The 19,393-nt window shown below is 36.0% G+C and carries 15 protein-coding genes; 12 read left to right on the top strand and 3 right to left on the bottom strand.

Annotated features, from left to right (window positions below):
- Nucleotides 1–77: 77 nt before the first annotated feature.
- Complete coding sequence (locus tag G8Y85_RS10170; protein ID WP_037565531.1) at nt 78–578, bottom strand: universal stress protein; 501 nt, start codon at nt 576–578, stop codon at nt 78–80.
- A gap of 147 nt (nt 579–725) precedes the next feature.
- Here G8Y85_RS10170 and ald point away from each other — a divergent pair, with 147 nt between their 5' ends.
- The gene (ald, locus tag G8Y85_RS10165; protein WP_037565530.1) at nt 726–1,841 is read left to right on the top strand and encodes an alanine dehydrogenase; all 1,116 of its coding nucleotides are present in this window, start codon (nt 726–728) and stop codon (nt 1,839–1,841) included.
- A 325-nt stretch (nt 1,842–2,166) separates the two neighbouring features.
- Here the strand turns inward: ald and G8Y85_RS10160 are convergent, their stop codons facing one another.
- Nucleotides 2,167–3,222 (bottom strand): M24 family metallopeptidase, encoded by a 1,056-nt coding sequence (locus G8Y85_RS10160; RefSeq protein ID WP_107400948.1) that lies wholly within the window; start codon nt 3,220–3,222, stop codon nt 2,167–2,169.
- 119 nt (nt 3,223–3,341) lie between these two features.
- On the opposite strand from G8Y85_RS10160, the gene G8Y85_RS10155 reads away from it, so the two are divergent.
- Nucleotides 3,342–4,034 carry a metal-dependent hydrolase gene (locus G8Y85_RS10155; protein WP_165805780.1) on the top strand — a complete coding sequence of 231 codons (693 nt, stop codon included), beginning with the start codon at nt 3,342–3,344 and terminating at the stop codon, nt 4,032–4,034.
- Between the two features lie 124 nt (nt 4,035–4,158).
- On the opposite strand, the gene G8Y85_RS10150 is transcribed toward G8Y85_RS10155, so the two are convergent.
- Nucleotides 4,159–4,572, bottom strand: coding sequence for a universal stress protein (locus G8Y85_RS10150; RefSeq protein ID WP_060551237.1), 414 nt, complete (start codon nt 4,570–4,572; stop codon nt 4,159–4,161).
- Nucleotides 4,573–4,758: 186 nt separating this feature from the next.
- Here G8Y85_RS10150 and G8Y85_RS10145 point away from each other — a divergent pair, with 186 nt between their 5' ends.
- The 10 genes from G8Y85_RS10145 to icd all read left to right on the top strand — a co-directional run bounded on the left by G8Y85_RS10145 (nt 4,759) and on the right by icd (nt 19,363).
- On the top strand, nt 4,759–6,054 hold the full coding sequence (locus G8Y85_RS10145; RefSeq protein ID WP_060551236.1) for a DRTGG domain-containing protein: 1,296 nt from the start codon (nt 4,759–4,761) through the stop codon (nt 6,052–6,054).
- 12 nt (nt 6,055–6,066) lie between these two features.
- Nucleotides 6,067–7,002, top strand: a complete 936-nt coding sequence (locus G8Y85_RS10140) for a DHH family phosphoesterase (RefSeq protein WP_060551235.1) — start codon at nt 6,067–6,069, stop codon at nt 7,000–7,002.
- Between the two features lie 14 nt (nt 7,003–7,016).
- A complete protein-coding gene (locus tag G8Y85_RS10135) occupies nt 7,017–10,208 on the top strand; it encodes a DNA polymerase III subunit alpha (protein WP_165805779.1) in 3,192 nt (1,063 codons plus the stop codon).
- A 117-nt stretch (nt 10,209–10,325) separates the two neighbouring features.
- On the top strand, nt 10,326–11,555 hold the full coding sequence (ystJ, locus tag G8Y85_RS10130) for an NADP-dependent malic enzyme (RefSeq protein ID WP_103345307.1): 1,230 nt from the start codon (nt 10,326–10,328) through the stop codon (nt 11,553–11,555).
- A 32-nt stretch (nt 11,556–11,587) separates the two neighbouring features.
- On the top strand, nt 11,588–12,448 hold the full coding sequence (accD, locus tag G8Y85_RS10125; protein ID WP_060551232.1) for an acetyl-CoA carboxylase, carboxyltransferase subunit beta: 861 nt from the start codon (nt 11,588–11,590) through the stop codon (nt 12,446–12,448).
- On the top strand, nt 12,448–13,395 hold the full coding sequence (locus G8Y85_RS10120; protein WP_060551231.1) for an acetyl-CoA carboxylase carboxyltransferase subunit alpha: 948 nt from the start codon (nt 12,448–12,450) through the stop codon (nt 13,393–13,395). Before accD ends, G8Y85_RS10120 begins: the two co-directional genes overlap by 1 nt.
- Nucleotides 13,396–13,786: 391 nt before the next feature.
- The gene (gene pfkA, locus G8Y85_RS10115; RefSeq protein WP_037565520.1) at nt 13,787–14,758 is read left to right on the top strand and encodes a 6-phosphofructokinase; all 972 of its coding nucleotides are present in this window, start codon (nt 13,787–13,789) and stop codon (nt 14,756–14,758) included.
- Nucleotides 14,759–14,774: 16 nt separating this feature from the next.
- Nucleotides 14,775–16,535 carry a pyruvate kinase gene (gene pyk, locus G8Y85_RS10110; RefSeq protein ID WP_165805778.1) on the top strand — a complete coding sequence of 587 codons (1,761 nt, stop codon included), beginning with the start codon at nt 14,775–14,777 and terminating at the stop codon, nt 16,533–16,535.
- Between the two features lie 397 nt (nt 16,536–16,932).
- Entirely contained in the window at nt 16,933–18,051 is a 1,119-nt protein-coding gene (locus G8Y85_RS10105; RefSeq protein WP_103345305.1) for a citrate synthase, read from the top strand.
- Nucleotides 18,052–18,097: 46 nt separating this feature from the next.
- Nucleotides 18,098–19,363: an NADP-dependent isocitrate dehydrogenase gene (gene icd, locus G8Y85_RS10100; RefSeq protein WP_103345304.1), complete on the top strand. Its 1,266-nt coding sequence runs from the start codon at nt 18,098–18,100 to the stop codon at nt 19,361–19,363.
- Nucleotides 19,364–19,393: the final 30 nt, after the last annotated feature.

Here is a 19,393-nt window from a genome sequence, read left to right as displayed (position 1 = left end):
CTGCCTACCTTTAAGTAGGCAGTTTTACTATTAAAAAAGGGTGGGCATAAGCCCAACCCTTTTTTTAACATTTTGTATTAAATATTATGATCTTGTAGGAGTTCTTTTGTAGCAACTCGAGGCTCGAATGTTTCTGGAATTTGTTCTGTACGGACAACTAATACATCACATTCAGCATGACGAACAATTGCTTCTGATACAGAACCTACAATAAAGCGCTCTACAGCATTTAATCCAGAAGTACCACACATGATTAAATCAATACTGCCTTCTTCACTCGCTTTTTTAGGAATAATTGATTTAGGTGAACCGAATTCGAGTTTCGTTTCAACATGTGCCACGCCTTCTTCTTCAGCAATCTTACGATACCCATCTAATAGTTTCTCCGCAAATGATTTAGATTTCTCTGTGAAATTAGAATCATAAACTTCAAAAGAAGTATACGTACGAGAATCAATGACATTCATGATAGTAAGTTTGGCATCGTTACGTTTAGCCACTGCTACTGCTTTGTTGAAAGCCCATTCTGCTTCGTGTGAACCATCTACAGCGATTAGAATATTTTTGTACATTAACATGGCAAAAACTCCTTTCTTATTTCACTTTAATTATATCATATTTTTTGTAAATTCTGCCAATTATCATATGTTACAAAAAGAAACCAATCTTATGATTGCGCTTACATTATACATGCGTTATCATTAGTCTTGGGAGGTGCAGGGAGAATGAAAATTGGTATTCCTAAGGAAATAAAAAATAATGAAAATCGAGTGGGGTTATCACCAAGTGGTGTCCACGCATTAGTTGAGGCTGGTCATACAGTTCTCGTCGAAAAATCAGCTGGTATGGGGTCTTTTTTTGAAGATGCTGATTATATCGAAGCTGGTGCAGAAATCATTGAAAGTCAAGCGCAAGTATGGGACGTAGATATGGTGATTAAAGTGAAGGAGCCTTTAAAAGAAGAATACGGCTTCTTTAAAGAGGGGCTTATTTTATTCACTTATTTACATTTAGCAAATGAGCCAGAATTAACTGAAGCGCTTATCGAAAAGAAAGTGGTAGCAATTGCTTATGAAACAGTTCAACTCGCTGATCGTTCATTACCACTTTTAACACCAATGAGTGAAGTTGCTGGACGTATGTCAGCTCAAATTGGTGCGCAGTTCTTACAAAAATTTAACGGTGGCATGGGCATTCTATTAGGTGGTATACCTGGTGTTCAAAAAGGTAAAGTTACAATTATTGGTGGTGGACAAGCAGGTACTAATGCGGCACGCATTGCTTTAGGATTAGGTGCAGATGTAACGATTTTAGATGTAAATCCTAAACGTTTACAACAACTTGAAGAGTTATTTGATGGCCGTGTACATACGATTATGTCTAACCCACTTAATATTGAAGAACATGTCAAAGCAAGTGATTTAGTGATTGGTGCTGTGCTGATTCCTGGCGCTAAAGCACCTAAACTTGTTACTGAAGATATGATTAAACAAATGAAAGCGGGTTCTGTTGTAGTTGATATTGCAATCGACCAAGGTGGCATTTTTGAAACTACTGACCGTATTACTACACACGATGACCCAACTTATATTAAACATGGGGTTGTGCATTATGCGGTTGCCAATATGCCAGGAGCTGTACCACGTACATCAACGATTGGTTTAAACAATGCAACACTACCATATGCTTTACAATTAGCAAATAAAGGATACAAACAAGCACTTACGGACAACGTACCTTTATCACAAGGATTAAACACGTTTAATGGCTTAGTGACGAACAAAGCTGTTGCAGAGGCGTTTAATAAATCATTTACGCCAGTTGCAGAAGTGCTAAAATAATAAATAAAATCTTACGAACACTTAATAGGGTGGGGAACTGATGTCAGTGCCCACCCTATTCATCGTTACGGTAGTTTTCACCAATAATAGTGAGAATGCATAAAAATTAGATAAGCTCCACATCGTACATCAATGTGTTCACACAATAAATGCCTTCAACACGTATTTAAAGATGACGAGTGAAGGCATAATCTATGTTCCGTTTGAGCTCAAAGTGTAAGTATTTACGAGTAAATCTAAAAGTAAATGCTATTCAATGAGAATCACATCGATATGAAAGACATCTGTACTTCACATGAACAACGCAATGTGTCTGACGGAGGTGTTATTTCTGATATGAAGATAAAGATTGATAGCCATTTTTGGTCACAAGTATATCGTCTTCAATACGGACACCAACGATACCCGGAACGTATATACCAGGTTCTATAGTAATGACCATACCTTCTTCTAAAACATTATCATTAGTTTCAGATATATCTTGATATTCATGCGCTTCTAGTCCTAGGCCATGTCCTAGGCGATGTGGGAAATATTCACCATACCCAGCGTCTGAAATGATTTGACGCGCAGTTATATCGATGTCACTAATTTTAACACCAGGCTTTATTTTATTAATAGCTTCTTGTTCTGCTTTTTTAACGATGTCATATACTTTTTGTGCTTCATCGCTAGGGTGGCCAAAAGCGATTGTTCGTGTGATGTCACTGCAATAATTCTGATAAATAACACCTAGATCAAACAGTACAAATTCATTGTTTTTTAATTGACGTTCACCAGGTGTACCATGAGGCGCTGCAGCGTGATCTCCAAATAGTACCATCGTATCAAAGCTCATCTCGTTGACACCGAATGCTTTAATTTCATTTTCAATATGATTAACAACTTCTCTTTCAGTGACACCTTCTTTTAAGAAAGCTTCTCCGATTCTCATACATTCGTCTGCTAGTTGTGCGGCTTTAGATAAGATGTTGATTTCGTGTTCCGTTTTTATATTTCTCATTTCTTGTATGATAGGATCAACAGGATATACTGCGTTAATATGAAATGCTTTAGTAAGTTCTTGATAACGACGATATGTAAGATGATTTTCTTCAATAAACATTGTCTTAATGGATGCATCATACTTTTGATAAGGGTTTTCGGTATCTAAATACCCTATGATAGTTCCTTCAAATGGAGATGCTTTTACTTCTTCGACTTCTAATTGTGGGCAAAATAAAACGCATTCACCTGACGCTTTGACTAACAATGCGAACAAGCGCTCATGGGGCTCACTTTTATATCCAGTGAAATAAAAAATATTAATTGGATGACTTATCCAAGCTGCATCCACTTGTGCTTCATTTAATTTAGAAACCAATTGTTCAATTTGATTCATTTATAACGCCTCCTTAATACTTTTATTCTAAATAAGAATGAACAACAATTCAATTTGTAAGAATGTGTGTTGGGGGTAAAGACGTGGTATAGTGAAAGTAACAAAAAGGAGGATGCATAATGAAACTATCTTTTCACGGACAATCAACAGTGTATTTTGAGGCAAATGGCAAATCAGGCATCATTGATCCATTTATAACAGGTAATGTATTATCAGACTTAGATGCCTCAAACCTTGATGTGGATTATATCATATTAACGCACGGTCACGAGGATCATTTTGGAGATACGATTGACATTGCCAAACGTACGAATGCCACAGTCATTGGTACGGCAGAAGTAGCGAATTATCTAAGTTCAGCACATGGGATTGAAAATGTGCATGGCATGAATATTGGCGGACAATGGACTTTTGATTTTGGTACATTAAAATTTGTCCAAGCGTTTCATAGTTCAAGCTTAATGGATGATGATGGCAAACCAATTTATTTGGGTATGCCTATGGGTGTTCTTCTAAAACTTGAAGGTAAAATGATTTATCATACAGGAGATACAGGTTTATTCAGCGATATGAAGTTAATCGCCGAACGTCACCCAGTAGATGTGTGTTTTGTTCCAATTGGTGATAATTTTACGATGGGTATAGAAGATGCAAGCTATGCAGTGAATCACTTCATTAAGCCTAAAATTAGTGTGCCGATTCACTTTGATTCATTCCCAGTTATTAAACAAGATCCTGAAGCATTTAAAAATGCTGTGACACATGGAGAGGTGCAAATATTAAAACCAGGTGAAGCAGTTCAATTGGTGTAAATAATTACTACTGTTATTGCAAGTAAGACGTTATTCAAACTTAAAAACCTTCAAAGTTGATTCGTATCACTTTGAAGGTTTTCACGTTCTAAAGTATTAAATTGTGTTTTGTTTAGTCCTTCTTTTACTTAACAATAAGGACTGGTATTTTCGCACGTTTTGCGACTTTGTGACTTACACTACCTAAAACAAATTTTTTATTTTCTTCAGCTTTACGGTTACTTAAAACGACAATATCATAGCGACCGCTATTCGCGTAAGCAACGATTTTCTCTTTAGGGTTTCCGCGTTCAATAATTTCTTCATATTGAATATTGGCAGCGTCAAGTCGTTGTTTGGTTTCCGACATTTTTTCACTTCGTAAATGTTTCAGTTCATTTACATGTGTTCCTAGTCGTACAGAGGCTTGAACATCTTGTTCGCCGATGACGTGTAATAAAGTTACAATCGTGGAGGGACCTGACAGTTTTTGAACTTCTTCGATTGCTTTGACATTTTCTAAATCAGGATCAACGGCGAGTAAAATATGTGTATGCATCATACATTCCTCCTTTTTATTTTATTTTAAACAAATAATTTACAAAAATCCATTAAACTTCTGCTTGTAATATAATATTTCTCTTTCACATTAAGGTATAAAAAAATGTATAATAATGAAGACAATGACATCAAGGAAGCGGGTCTACTTAAAATTTTATCCCTATAATTGTTGAGGTAGTATAAGATGACAAAACATGAACAAATTATTAAACATATTGAAAAGCTATCAATCGGTCAAAAGATTTCGGTTCGAAAAATAGCAAAAGATTTAGATGTTTCAGAAGGGACAGCATATCGAGCTATAAAAGACGCTGGACAACGTGGTCTAGTGGCTACAATTGATCGAGTGGGTACAGTGCGCATAGAAAAGAAGACACGTGAACAGTTAGATGTGCTTACATTTGGTGAAATCGCCAAAATTGTGGATGGCCAGTTAATTGCTGGTCGAGGTGGTCAATTCAATTCGCTTACTAAATTTGCCATTGGTGCGATGGAAAAAGACAACGTTGTCAATTATGTTTCAAAAAATACATTGTTGATAGTTGGGAATAGAGAAGATGTTCAAAAAGCAGCATTAAATAAAGGAAGCGCCGTCTTAATTACAGGCGGCTTTGAAACATCTCAAGAAATTAAACAATATGCTGATGAACATGATCTGCCAATTATTTCATCTAATTATGATACATTTATGGTTGCAAATATCATTAATCGTGCCATGTACAATCAAATGATTAAGAAAGAGATATTATTAGTAGAAGATATTGTCATTCCAATAGAAGAAACGTCTTATTTATTTGATACGATGCCCGTCAAAGAAGTACGTAAAAAAGCGCAAGAAACAGGACATTCTAGGTTTCCTATCGTTGACGAAGAAATGAAATTAACGGGTATCATTACTAGTAAAGATATTTTAAGTCAATCACCTAAAGCTCCTTTAAGCCGTGTGATGACAAAACCACCAATGAGTGCGCAATTAAGTACGACAGTAGCGAGTTGTGCCCATTCAATGATATGGGAAGGCATAGAATTACTCCCCGTAACCGCAGCGGATAAAAAACTCATTGGTGTTATATCTCGTGAAGATGTTTTAAAGGCGATGCAGATTGCAGGACGACAACCTCAAGTTGGCGAAACCATTAATGATCAAGTGGCGAAGCATATTGATATTCGTAATAATCAAATTCATGTTCAAATTACACCACAGCTAACGAATCAATTCGGAACATTAAGTAAATCAGTTTCGGTCGCAATTATTGAAGAAACAATCAAATATGTCATGCGTAAACAAAAGAAACTAGAAGTTATGATAGAAAGCTTGAATATTTTTTACATTAAAACAGTACAAATAGAAAATGAAATCGAAGTACTATACAATATATTGGATATGGGAAGAAATTTCGCAAAACTAGAAGTGACGATGCAAAGTGGTCAACAACCTGTAGCGACTGCTTTACTCATGTGTCAATTATTGGACAATTAAGGAAGTGTTAACATGAATCAGTTTGAAGAAATACAATTAAAAATAAAAGAATATGAAACGATAATTATTCATCGACATGTCAGACCTGACCCTGATGCATTAGGGTCTCAAACAGGTTTACAAAAATATATTCAAGCAAAGTATCCGGAAAAACAAGTGTATTGTGTAGGGGCTAATGAACCAACATTAACTTTATTTGGAGAAATGGATACAATCGCAGATGAAGTGTATGCACATGCCTTAGTGATTGTTTGTGATACGGCTAATGCCCCTAGAATCGATGATGACCGATATCATTTTGGAGATTATCTTATTAAAATAGACCATCATCCACCTGTTGACCAATATGGTATGGTAAATTATGTTGATACAAACGCTTCGTCTACAAGTGAAATTATCTATTCATTGATAGAAGAATCGGGTGATTTACACTATATCAATAGTGCAATCGCAAGTGCATTATATTTAGGTATTGTAGGAGATACTGGACGATTTTTATTCAATAATACGAAGCCTAAAACGATGCAGGCGGCAGCTTCATTGTTGGAACATAACATTGATCACCATGCGCTATTAAATGCAATGGCTGAGAAAGAGCCATATTTATTAGCATTTCAAGGATACGTGTTACAGCATTTTGAATTAGATAACGATGGTTTTTGTAAAGTTAAAATAACGAAAGATGTTCTAGAATCACATCAAATTGCACCGAATGAAGCATCGTTATTCGTGAATAGCATAGCTGAGATCAAAGGTTTAAAAATTTGGGTGTTTGCTGTGGATGAAGGTAATGAAATTCGTTGTCGTATTCGTTCTAAACAAATAGTAATTAATGATATAGCCGAGAAGTTTGGCGGTGGCGGACATCCAAATGCTTCGGGCGTTTCGGTTAGTGATTGGGAGACTTTTGAATCTCTAACACAAGCTTTAAAAATGAAATTAAACTAAAAGGAGGTATTGCAATGGTTGCGCATTTAAATATACATTCCTCATATGATTTGCTCAATTCAAGTATTCGGATTGAGCGTATTGTAGTTAAAGCCAAACAAGAAGGTTACACAGCCATTGCACTTACTGACCTTAATGTCATGTATGGTATTCCCCAGTTTTACGATATGTGTGTAAAAGTTGGTATTCATCCTATTTTAGGGCTTACGATACATGTGACTGATGGATTAATAGAAAAAGAGGTTGTCTTGCTCGCTAAAAATAATGAAGGATTAAAAGGATTATATCGCTTATCTTCAGAAATAAACTTACATGAAACTTTACAAGTTAATATCCATGATTTACCTCAATATAGCGCGCATACAGTGGCAATATTTAAAGATGTTAATCAAGAGGTGGCTTCTTGGTTTGATGCTCTACCTCAAACGACTTCTGTTTACACGGATCACCGTTCGACCCTTGATAACGTCTCAAAAACTTGGATAGAAGCGACATATTATGAAACACCGGACGATAAAGACACTGTAGCAGTACTAGGTGCCATTCGAGACAACACTAAATTGAACCTCATGGATATGGAACAAGCATCTGAATGCCACTTTAAAACGATAGAATCATTACAAGCTATGAATTTACCTCCTGAATGGTTGACGACAACTGATGAAATTGCGAATCTTTGTAAGGCCGAACTTGTCTATCATCAACCTTTATTACCAGAATTTAAAACACCGCAAGGGATGGATGCAGATACTTTCTTATGGGAGCAATTACAAAATGCATTAACACGCCGACATTTAACTTCTCGAATGTATCAAGAGCGCCTAGCTCACGAATTTCAAACGATAAAAACCATGGGGTATAGTGATTATTTCTTAATTGTGAGTGATCTTATTAATTATGCCAAAAATAATGGAGTTATGGTCGGGCCTGGTCGGGGTTCTTCTGCAGGCTCCTTAGTCAGTTATTTATTAAATATCACAACGATTGACCCCTTAAAATATGATTTACTATTTGAACGTTTTTTAAATCCTGAACGTGTAACAATGCCAGATATTGATATTGATTTTGAAGATACGCAACGTGAAAAAGTCATTCATTATGTTCAAGAAAAGTATGGTGCATTCAAAGTGGCAGGAATCGTTACATTTGGTCATCTTTTAGCAAAAGCAGTAGCGCGAGATGTAGGTCGTGTCATGGGATTTGATGAAGCAACGTTAAGTGAAGCTTCTAAACTTATCCCAAGTAAACTTGGTATCACTTTGGATGAAGCTTATACCTCAGAAGCATTTCAACAATTTGTGCACCGTAATCATCGTCACGAACAATGGTTTGAGTTATGTAAAAAATTAGAAGGTTTACCGCGAAACACCTCCACACATGCCGCAGGGGTTATCGTTAATGACCAACCATTATATGAAACGATTCCTTTAGTGCAAGGGGAGACAGGTCTACTTACCCAATGGACAATGACAGAAGCTGAACGTCTAGGTCTTTTGAAAATTGATTTTTTAGGCTTAAGAAACTTAACCATTATTCATCAAGTAGTCAAACAAGTGCATCAAAATTTGGGTGTTCACATTGATATTGAAGCCATTCCTTTCAATGATAAAGCAGTTTTTCAGTTGCTTTCTAAGGGAGAGAGTACGGGAATATTTCAACTCGAATCTGAAGGCGTACGTCGGGTACTTCAAAAATTAAAGCCACAACATTTTGAAGATATCGTTGCCGTAACCTCTTTATATAGACCTGGTCCAATGGAAGAAATCCCAACATATATTAAACGTCGTCATGAACCTACTACAGTTACGTACTTGCATCCTGATTTAGAACCTATTTTAAAAAAGACCTATGGCGTTATTATTTATCAAGAACAAATCATGCAAATCGCGAGCCAATTTGCTGGGTTTAGTTACGGAGAAGCAGATATTTTAAGACGTGCAATGAGTAAGAAAAATAGAGCAGTTCTAGAAAATGAACGGCAACATTTTATCGAAGGCGCATCAAAAAAAGGTTATCAGAAAGCCCTAAGTGAAGAAATTTTTGACCTGATTTTAAAGTTTGCAGATTACGGGTTCCCAAGAGCACATGCTGTAAGTTACTCTAAAATTGCCTACATTATGACTTATTTAAAAGTACACTATGCACCATTTTTCTATGCAAATATTTTAAGCAATGTGATTGGTAATGAAGTTAAAACTTCACAAATGATTTATGAAGCAAAACATCAAAATATAGAAATTAATGGGCCGCATATTAATTATAGCCATTGGCGGTATCGCACTTATAAAAATCAAATCTATATTTCATTAGGATCCATTAAAGGCGTGGGTTATCAAAGTGTGCAAACGATTGTGAAAGAGCGTCAAGAGAATGGGCCGTACAAAGACCTGTTTGATTTTTGTCAGAGAATACCTGGAAGAGTGCGTTCAAGACGCTTATTAGAAGCTTTGATACTATCAGGGGCGATGGATTGTTTTAATAAAAATCGGGCAACACTTTTACAATCTATTGATAAAGTCAGTGATATTCAGTCTGACTTAGACCAAACATTTTTAGAAGCATTTTCTACTACAAAACAAGAATATGATGAAACTGAGGAAATGCCTGATCAACAAAAATCGAATTACGAAAAACATTATTTAGGGTTTTACGTGTCAAAACACCCCGCAGAAAAAGCTTTTGAACGCAAACAATATCTTGGAGTCTTTCCATTGACCATGAAAGCGCATAACGAACCTATACTCGTTATGCTTGAAGATTTAAAAGTTATCCGCACTAAAAAAGGACAGCAAATGGCTTTTGTAGTTTTAAATGACGGTGTACGACAATTGGATGGTGTTATATTCCCGAATTTGTATCAAACGATAGGTTCTCGTATTGATAAACATCAATTTTATGTTGTGGAAGGAAAGTTTGAACGTCGCAACAATAAGGTTCAAATTGTTATCAATAGTTTTAAAGGTTTAGAACAATTTGAAAAAGACAAGCTGGCTGCTACACGAAAAATTGTTATTAGAGAAAAATTAAGCGATGACTTAAATCAATACATCTATCAAAGTGATGTACCATCAGGCCTAAAGGATGGCGTACATGTTGTGTTTTTTGATAATGATGCTAAACAAACATTTAATCTAGGGATTATAGAGAAACGTCACATACAAACGCTCATTCAATCTATGAGCCCGAAAAATATAAGATTATTATAAGAGTGTTGAAAATGTAATTTGTATATCAATTTTTTATGACGTATAGTATAATGACGTTTAAGTTCGACTGTTCGGCAGTCTAGAAGATGTGACAGTAAATACGGGAGTTGATAATGAATGTCTTTAAGAGACGATGCTTTACATATGCATAAAGAAAACCAAGGGAAATTAGGTGTGGCACCAAAAGTAAAAGTAACCAACAAAGAAGAACTAAGTTTAGCTTATTCTCCTGGTGTTGCTGAACCATGTAAGGATATCCATGAACGCCCTGAAAGTGTTTATGATTATACAATGAAAAGTAACACAGTTGCGGTGATTTCTGATGGTACTGCTGTGTTAGGCTTAGGAAATATAGGTGCTGAAGCAAGTATTCCTGTAATGGAAGGAAAAGCTGTTTTATTTAAAAGTTTTTCTGGTGTAGATGGCATTCCGTTATCACTTTCAACTACAGATACTGAAGAAATCATTCGTACGGTTAAGCTTTTAGAGCCTAACTTTGGTGGCATTAATTTAGAGGATATCTCAGCCCCACGTTGTTTCGAAATTGAAGAAAGATTAAAGAAAGAAACGAAAATTCCAGTCTTTCACGATGATCAACACGGAACCGCAATTGTAACAATGGCAGGTTTAATGAATGCATTACGTATCGTTAACAAGGATATTGCAGATATTCGCGTTGTCTTAAATGGTGCGGGTGCAGCAGGTATCGCTATAGTCAAACTCCTTTATTCATATGGAGTTAGAAATATGGTGATGTGTGATTCACAAGGTGCGATTTATGAGGGGCGTCCACATGGAATGAACCCTACAAAAGACTTTGTTGCGAAATGGACAAATAAAGACAAAATAGATGGGAAATTAGTAGATGTTATTCAAGATGCAGATGTCTTTATTGGTGTATCAGTAGCGAATATTTTAACTGAAGATATGGTTAAAACGATGGCAGATGATCCAATAATCTTTGCGATGGCAAATCCAAACCCAGAAATTACACCAAGCCTTGCTAAAGCAGCTGGCGCAAAAGTGATTGGAACAGGGCGTTCAGACTTTCCAAATCAAATTAATAATGTATTAGCGTTTCCTGGCATCTTTAGAGGTGCTTTAGATGTACGTGCAACACATATCAATGAAAAAATGAAACAAGCGGCTGTGAAAGCCATTGCGAGTTTAGTATCAGATGAGGAACTTAATGCAGATTACGTGATTCCAGGTCCTTTTGATAAACGTGTAGCACCTTCTGTAGCAAGAGAGGTTGCTAAAGCTGCGATGGAATCTGGTGTCGCACGCATTGATGTAGATCCTGAAGATATCTATCAAAAAACGTTAACATTAACTGACCTTAAATAACACAGAGATAAAGGTAGTGTGGAGGTAAAAGTATGTTTAAAGATTTTTTCAATCGAAATTCAAAAAAGAAAAAATACGTCACTGTTCAAGATTCGAAACAAAATGATGTTCCTGAAGGGATTATGACCAAGTGTCCTAATTGTAAAAAAATTATGTATACGAAGGAACTCACTGAAAACTTGAACGTGTGCTTCAATTGTGACCACCATATCCCTTTATCCGCACACAGTCGTATTGAGGCGATTTCAGATGAAGGGTCGTTTAAAGAGTTTGATAAAGGCATGACTTCTGCTAATCCTCTAAACTTTCCGAGTTATGAGGAGAAAGTTGAAAAAGATCAAGCTAAAACGGGATTGAATGAAGCGGTTGTCACAGGTACAGCTAAAATTAATGGTATTGAATTTGGTGTAGGTGTGATGGATTCACGTTTTAGAATGGGAAGTATGGGTTCAGTTGTAGGTGAAAAGATTTGTAGAATTGTTGATCATTGTACTGAGCACCAATTACCATTTGTATTATTTACTGCTTCAGGCGGTGCACGTATGCAAGAAGGTATTATTTCTTTAATGCAAATGGCTAAAACGAGTGTATCTTTAGAAAAACATTCTGAAGCTGGACTTTTATTTATTTCATATATGACGCATCCAACAACAGGTGGGGTTTCGGCAAGTTTTGCTTCTGTAGGAGACATCAATTTAGCTGAACCTAAAGCATTAATTGGGTTTGCAGGTCGTCGTGTTATAGAACAAACGATTAATGAAAAATTGCCTGATGATTTCCAAACTGCAGAATTTTTACTTGAACATGGCCAACTTGATAAAGTGGTACATCGCAGTGAAATGAAGCAAACGTTAGCACAACTGTTAGCAATGCATAGTGAGGTGAAATCGTAATGCTAGAATTTGAAAAATCAATTCAAGAAATTAAAAATAAAATCGACTCACTAAAAGAAGCACAATCTAAAAATGACGTAGATTTATCTGATGAAATTGAAATGTTAGAAGCAGCATTACTGACAGAGAAAGAAAAAGTATACACAACTTTAAAACCGTGGGATCGTGTACAGATTGCTCGTTTACAAGAGCGACCAACGTTACTTGATTATATTCCGCATATTTTTGATGATTTTATTGAATTTCATGGAGATCGTAACTTTCGTGACGATCCGGCCATTATAGGTGGTATTGCTTATTTTAATGGGCTACCTGTAACAGTAATTGGTCAACAACGTGGTAAAGACACGAAAGATAATATTTATCGTAACTTTGGAATGGCACATCCCGAAGGATATCGAAAAGCATTGCGTTTGATGAAGCAAGCTGAGAAATTCCAACGTCCCATCTTTACATTTATTGATACCAAAGGTGCATACCCAGGTAAAGCAGCAGAAGAACGAGGTCAAAGTGAATCGATTGCGCGTAACTTAATTGAAATGGCCGGCTTAACAGTTCCGGTCATCGCTATTGTTATTGGAGAAGGCGGAAGTGGTGGTGCGCTTGGCCTTGGTGTGAGTAACCGCATACTGATGCTTGAAAATAGTACATATTCTGTTATTTCTCCAGAAGGGGCAGCTGGTATTTTATGGAAAGATAGTTCATTAGCTAAAATCGCAGCAGAGACTATGAAAATAACGGCTTATGATCTAAAAGAACTCAATATTATTGATGAAGTGGTAAATGAACCACTTGGTGGTGCGCATCAGGATATTGAATTACAAGCAAAGCATATTAAAGAGAAATTTGCGACGCATTTAAAAGATTTTGAAACTATGAGTCCAGATGCGATTAAAGAAGATCGCTTTAATAAATTTAGAAAAATGGGTACGTATGTAGAAGCGTGATTTTACGTATTAGATTTTTTCGACAACACAACATAAAGCCTTCCAAAGTCATACAATATGAATTTGGGGGCTTTTAAATTTAGCAAGAGGTTCTACACTACTAAGTCACATAGATTGAAACTTGGTGAACCAACTACGTGTGCGCTATATTTAAAGAGAGGGTCCTTTCAGAGAAACCGTTAGAATATGACATCATTTATAAGTTAAAATGCACAATTAGGATGTCATAATACAAATAATGAAAACACATATGAAAACGTGTAATATGAACGATTCATGACATTTTTGTAATAAACCGTTTTCATCGAAAGTTGATTCTATTTTTAATGGATTGCCTTTTAGATTTATGGTATTTTTAAAGTAACAACAAAGCGAGAAAGGGAATGTCTACATGAAAAAAATAGCAGTTTTAACAAGTGGCGGAGATGCACCGGGAATGAATGCGGCTGTACGAGCAGTAGTTCGTAAAGCGATTTATCACAACATTGAAGTATATGGCGTATATCAAGGGTATCAAGGATTAATTAATGATGATATTCATAAACTTGAACTTGGTTCTGTAGGTGATACGATTCAACGAGGAGGAACGTTCTTATATTCTGCACGTTGCCCTGAGTTTAAAGACAAAAGTGTCAGAGCTAAAGGAATTGAGAATTTACGTAAACGAGGTATTGAAGGGCTTGTCGTCATTGGTGGAGATGGAAGTTACCGTGGTGCACAACGCATCACTGAAGAGTGCCAAGACATTCAAACTATTGGTATCCCTGGAACTATTGATAATGATATAAAAGGGACAGACTTTACAATTGGTTTTGATACTGCATTGAATACGATTATTGAATCAGTCGATAAGATTAGAGATACTGCATCAAGTCATGCGCGTACATTTATTATTGAAGTTATGGGACGTGATTGTGGTGATTTAGCGCTATGGTCAGGTCTTGCAGTAGGTGCAGAATCAATCATTTTACCTGAAGCAGATTATAACATCCAAGATATTGCTGAAAAAATTCAACACGGTATTGATCGAGGTAAAAAACATTCTATCATTATCGTTGCTGAAGGATGTATGTCAGGTAATCAATGTGCTGAAGAGTTGACAAAATACATTAATGTCGATGCACGTGTCTCTGTTTTAGGTCATATTCAACGTGGTGGCAGCCCAACAGGTGTCGATCGCGTTCTAGCGTCTAGACTTGGAGGCTATGCGTTGGAATTATTAATGAATGGTGAAACTGCTAAAGGGGTAGGTATTAAAGATAACCATTTAACTGCAACTGAATTTGATTTAATATTTAACAATGATGATACGAATAAAATAAATAAACGTATGCTTGAATTAACTAAGGAATTATCGATTTAACATAGGAGGCATAGCCATGAAAAAAACGAAAATTGTTTGTACGATTGGTCCAGCATCAGAATCAGAGGAAATGTTAGAAAAACTTATGAGAGCAGGTATGAACGTTGCACGTTTAAACTTCTCTCATGGATCACATGAAGAACATCGTGCACGTATTGAATCCATCCGCAAAGTTGCCAATAAATTAAACTTAAATATCGGTATCTTATTAGATACGAAAGGGCCAGAAATTCGTACACATAATATGAAAGACGGCTTAATTACACTTGAAAAAGGTTCTAATGTAACTGTAAGCATGTCTGAAGTAGAAGGTACACCAGAAATGTTTTCAGTCACATATGAAAACTTAATTAATGATGTACACGTTGGCTCATTTATCTTATTAGATGACGGTTTAATTGAGCTTCTTGTTGAAGAGATTGATGTCAATGCAGGTCATGTACATTGTAAAGTCCTAAATACTGGTGAACTTAAAAACAAAAAAGGTGTAAACTTACCGGGCGTGAGTGTAAACCTACCTGGTATTACTGAAAAAGATGCTGATGATATTCGTTTTGGTATTGAACAAAATGTTGATTTCATCGCTGCAAGCTTTGTAAGACGTTCAAGTGACGTATTAGAAATTCGTAAAATTTTAGAAGAAGCAAATCACCACACAATTAGTATTATCCCTAAAATTGAAAACCAAGAGGGTATTGATAATATTGATGATATTCTTGAAGTTTCTGATGGTCTAATGGTTGCACGTGGGGATATGGGTGTTGAAATCCCACCTGAAACAGTTCCAATCGTTCAAAAAGATTTAATTCGTAAATGTAATAAATTAGGTAAACCTGTCATTACTGCGACTCAAATGCTAGATTCAATGCAACGTAATCCACGTGCGACACGTGCTGAAGCATCGGATGTTGCCAATGCCATTTATGATGGCACTGATGCTGTAATGTTATCAGGTGAAACTGCTGCAGGATCTTACCCTGAAGAAGCAGTTAAAGCGATGCATAATATCGCCGTTGCTGCTGAGCAAGCGCAAGACTATAAAAAATTATTGTCAGACCGTACGAAACTTGTTGAAACATCTCTTGTGAACGCGATTGGTGTTTCTGCTGCGCACACAGCCCTTAACTTAAACGTTAAAGCGATTGTTGCAGCAACTGAAAGTGGTAACACTGCAAAAACGATTTCAAAATATCGTCCAAAATCAGATATTTTAGCTGTCACACCAAATGATACAACAGCGCGTCAATGTACATTAATCTGGGGCGTCTATCCTGTGATTAAGAAAGGAAACTTTACTACAGATGAGTTGTTAAATAATGCTGTTGCCACTGCAATTGAGTCAGAGCGTGTTGAAAATGGTGATTTAATCATTATTACAGCGGGTGTACCTACTGGTGAATCAGGTACAACAAACTTAATGAAGCTTCACTTAATTGGTGATGAAATTGCTTCAGGTCAAGGTATTGGACGCACATCAGCGGTTGGTCGTACTGTTGTTGTAAACGATGCTACTCAATTAGAAGGTAAAGATTTATCTCAATCCGTTATTGTCACACCTTCCATTGATGAAAGCTTTGTCCCTTATTTAGATCATGCGATAGGATTAATTACCGAAGAAGGTGGCTTAACTTCACCAAGTGCTATCGTTGGTTTAGAAAAAGGTATTCCAACAGTGGTAGGCGTAAATGGCGTACTTGATACAATTAAAGATAATATTTTAGTAACTGTTGATGCTTCACAAGGTAAAGTATTTGAAGGTTATGCAAACGTTTTATAAAAAAGTTTTAAATCAAAAGCATAAATAAAGACAAAACCACTATATATCGGGTATAAATGATATATAGTGGTTTTTTTATATGTTCACTTCAAACAACATCTAGTGATGTTGTTTTTAAGATATTAAATGACGCTTCATGCTTATCAATTCTTATTATTAAATATGATAAAGAAAGCAAATGATTAAAAATCACTTATTTTACATAGCTCTTAAAATAGCTAGAAACATGATAATATCAATACATTGAAGTTAAATGAGGTCCATTTAACATTTGTTTATATTAGATTATTCTGATATTTCAACGTTCATTAAATATTCACAAATAGCGTGATATTAGCTATAATGACTAATGAAAGCCATTACAAAAGAGCGAATATACAGTAAAGGGGAAATTCATATGGCACAACTACAGAAAGGTTTAGAAGGTGTAATTGCAGCAGAAACAAAGATTAGTTCAATTATCGATAGCCAGTTAACATATGCAGGTTATGATATTGATGATTTGGCTGAAAATGCTTTGTTCGAAGAGGTAATGTTTCTTCTTTGGAATTACCGATTACCAAACGAAAAAGAACTTCAAGAATTAAAAGATAAATTACACCATTATATGACGCTTAATCCGCGTATGTATAGTCATTTTGAAGAATATGCTACAGATGAAGTTCATCCAATGACAGCATTACGTACGTCAGTGTCTTACTTAGCACACTTTGACAATAATGCAGATGATAATGATGAGAAAGCATTATATGAACGTGGCATCCGCATTCAAGCGAAAATTGCGTCATTAGTAACATCTTTTGCACGTGTACGTGAAGGGAAAAAACCAGTTAAACCAGATACATCCTTATCTTATGCGGCAAACTTTTTATATATGCTTAGAGGGGAAAAGCCAACTGATGTTGAAGTTGAAGGATTTAACAAAGCTTTAATTTTACATGCTGACCATGAGTTGAATGCTTCTGCGTTTACAGCTAGATGTGCTGTTTCATCAATGTCAGACATGTATTCTGGAATTACAGCTGCTGTAGGCTCTTTGAAAGGTCCACTTCATGGTGGCGCAAATGAACGCGTTATGAGAATGTTAACTGAAATTGGCTCAATTGATAACGTTGAAGCATACTTGAAAAAAGCGTTCGACAACAAAGAAAAAATTATGGGATTCGGTCATCGTGTTTATAAAGATGGCGATCCACGTGCAAAATATTTAAAAGAAATGAGTCATAAAATTACGGAAGAAACAGGTCAAAGTGAATTGTTTGAAATTTCACTTAAAATTGCCGACATTGTAAAACAGGAAAAAGGATTATTACCAAATGTTGATTTTTACAGTGCAACTGTATATCACAGCATGGGTATTGATCATGATTTATTTACACCAATTTTTGCTGTCAGCCGTACATCAGGTTGGGTTGCACATATTTTAGAACAATTACGTAATAATAGAATTATGCGTCCACGTGCAACATATATTGGTGAAACTGATCGTAAATACGAACCAATCGAAAAACGTTAAATAAGTCTAAAGTTAGACGAGATTTTAAATTCATGGAGGGTACTTTATAATGAGTGAAAAAATTGTCAAAACAGCAGAAGGTTTAAATGTACCAAATCAACCTATTGTACCATTTATTATTGGTGATGGTATTGGACCAGATATTTGGAAAGCAGCAAGTCGTGTCATCGATGAAGCTGTTAAAAAAGCATACAATGGCGAAAAAGAAATCTCATGGAAAGAAGTATTAGCAGGTCAAAAAGCATTTGACCAAACAGGTGAATGGTTACCTCAAGAAACATTAGATACGATAAAAGAATATCTTATCGCAATTAAAGGTCCGCTCACAACGCCTATTGGTGGTGGTATTCGTTCGCTCAATGTGGCTTTACGTCAAGAGTTAGATCTTTTTACGTGCTTACGTCCAGTTCGTTGGTTCCAAGGTGTACCATCGCCTGTAAAAAATCCTCAAGATACGGATATGGTCATCTTCCGTGAAAATACCGAAGACATCTATGCAGGTATTGAGTTTAAAGAAGGTTCCGATGAAGTTAAGAAAATCATTGATTTCTTACAAAATGAAATGGGTGCGAAAAATATTCGTTTCCCTGAAACAAGTGGTATTGGTATCAAACCTGTATCCAAAGAAGGGACAGAACGCTTAGTCCGCGCGGCGATTCAATATGCTTTAGATAATCAACGTAAATCAGTCACACTCGTTCATAAAGGTAATATTATGAAGTTCACTGAAGGGGCCTTCAAACAATGGGGTTACGACTTAGCTGAACGCGAATTTGGTGACAAAGTATTTACTTGGCAACAATACGACAAAATTGTTGATGAACAAGGTAAAGACGCTGCAAATGACGCTCAAGCGCAAGCTGAAAATGATGGTAAAATTATTATTAAAGATTCCATTGCTGATATTTTCTTACAACAAATTTTAACACGCCCATCTGACCACGATGTTGTTGCGACAATGAATTTAAATGGAGATTATATCTCAGATGCACTAGCTGCTCAAGTTGGAGGTATAGGTATTGCCCCAGGCGCAAACATTAACTATGAAACGGGTCACGCTATTTTTGAAGCGACGCACGGTACAGCGCCTAAATATGCAAATCTAGATAAAGTAAATCCATCATCAGTATTATTATCCGGTGTGTTGTTACTTGAACATTTAGGTTGGCAAGAAGCTGCTGATTTAATTACAGCGTCTGTTGAGAAAACGATTGCATCTAAAGTAGTGACTTATGACTTTGCACGTTTAATGGATGGTGCGACTGAAGTTAAAACATCTGAATTTGCGGATGAATTGATTAAGAACTTGTAAAAATAATAAATCTCATTCCTTATCATTTAA

Source organism: Staphylococcus sp. 11007852 (assembly GCF_011394325.1).
GTDB classification, from domain to species: Bacteria; Bacillota; Bacilli; order Staphylococcales; family Staphylococcaceae; genus Staphylococcus; species Staphylococcus agnetis.
Note: the sequence above shows the minus strand (reverse complement) of the source record. Positions and strands in the feature narration are given on the sequence as shown.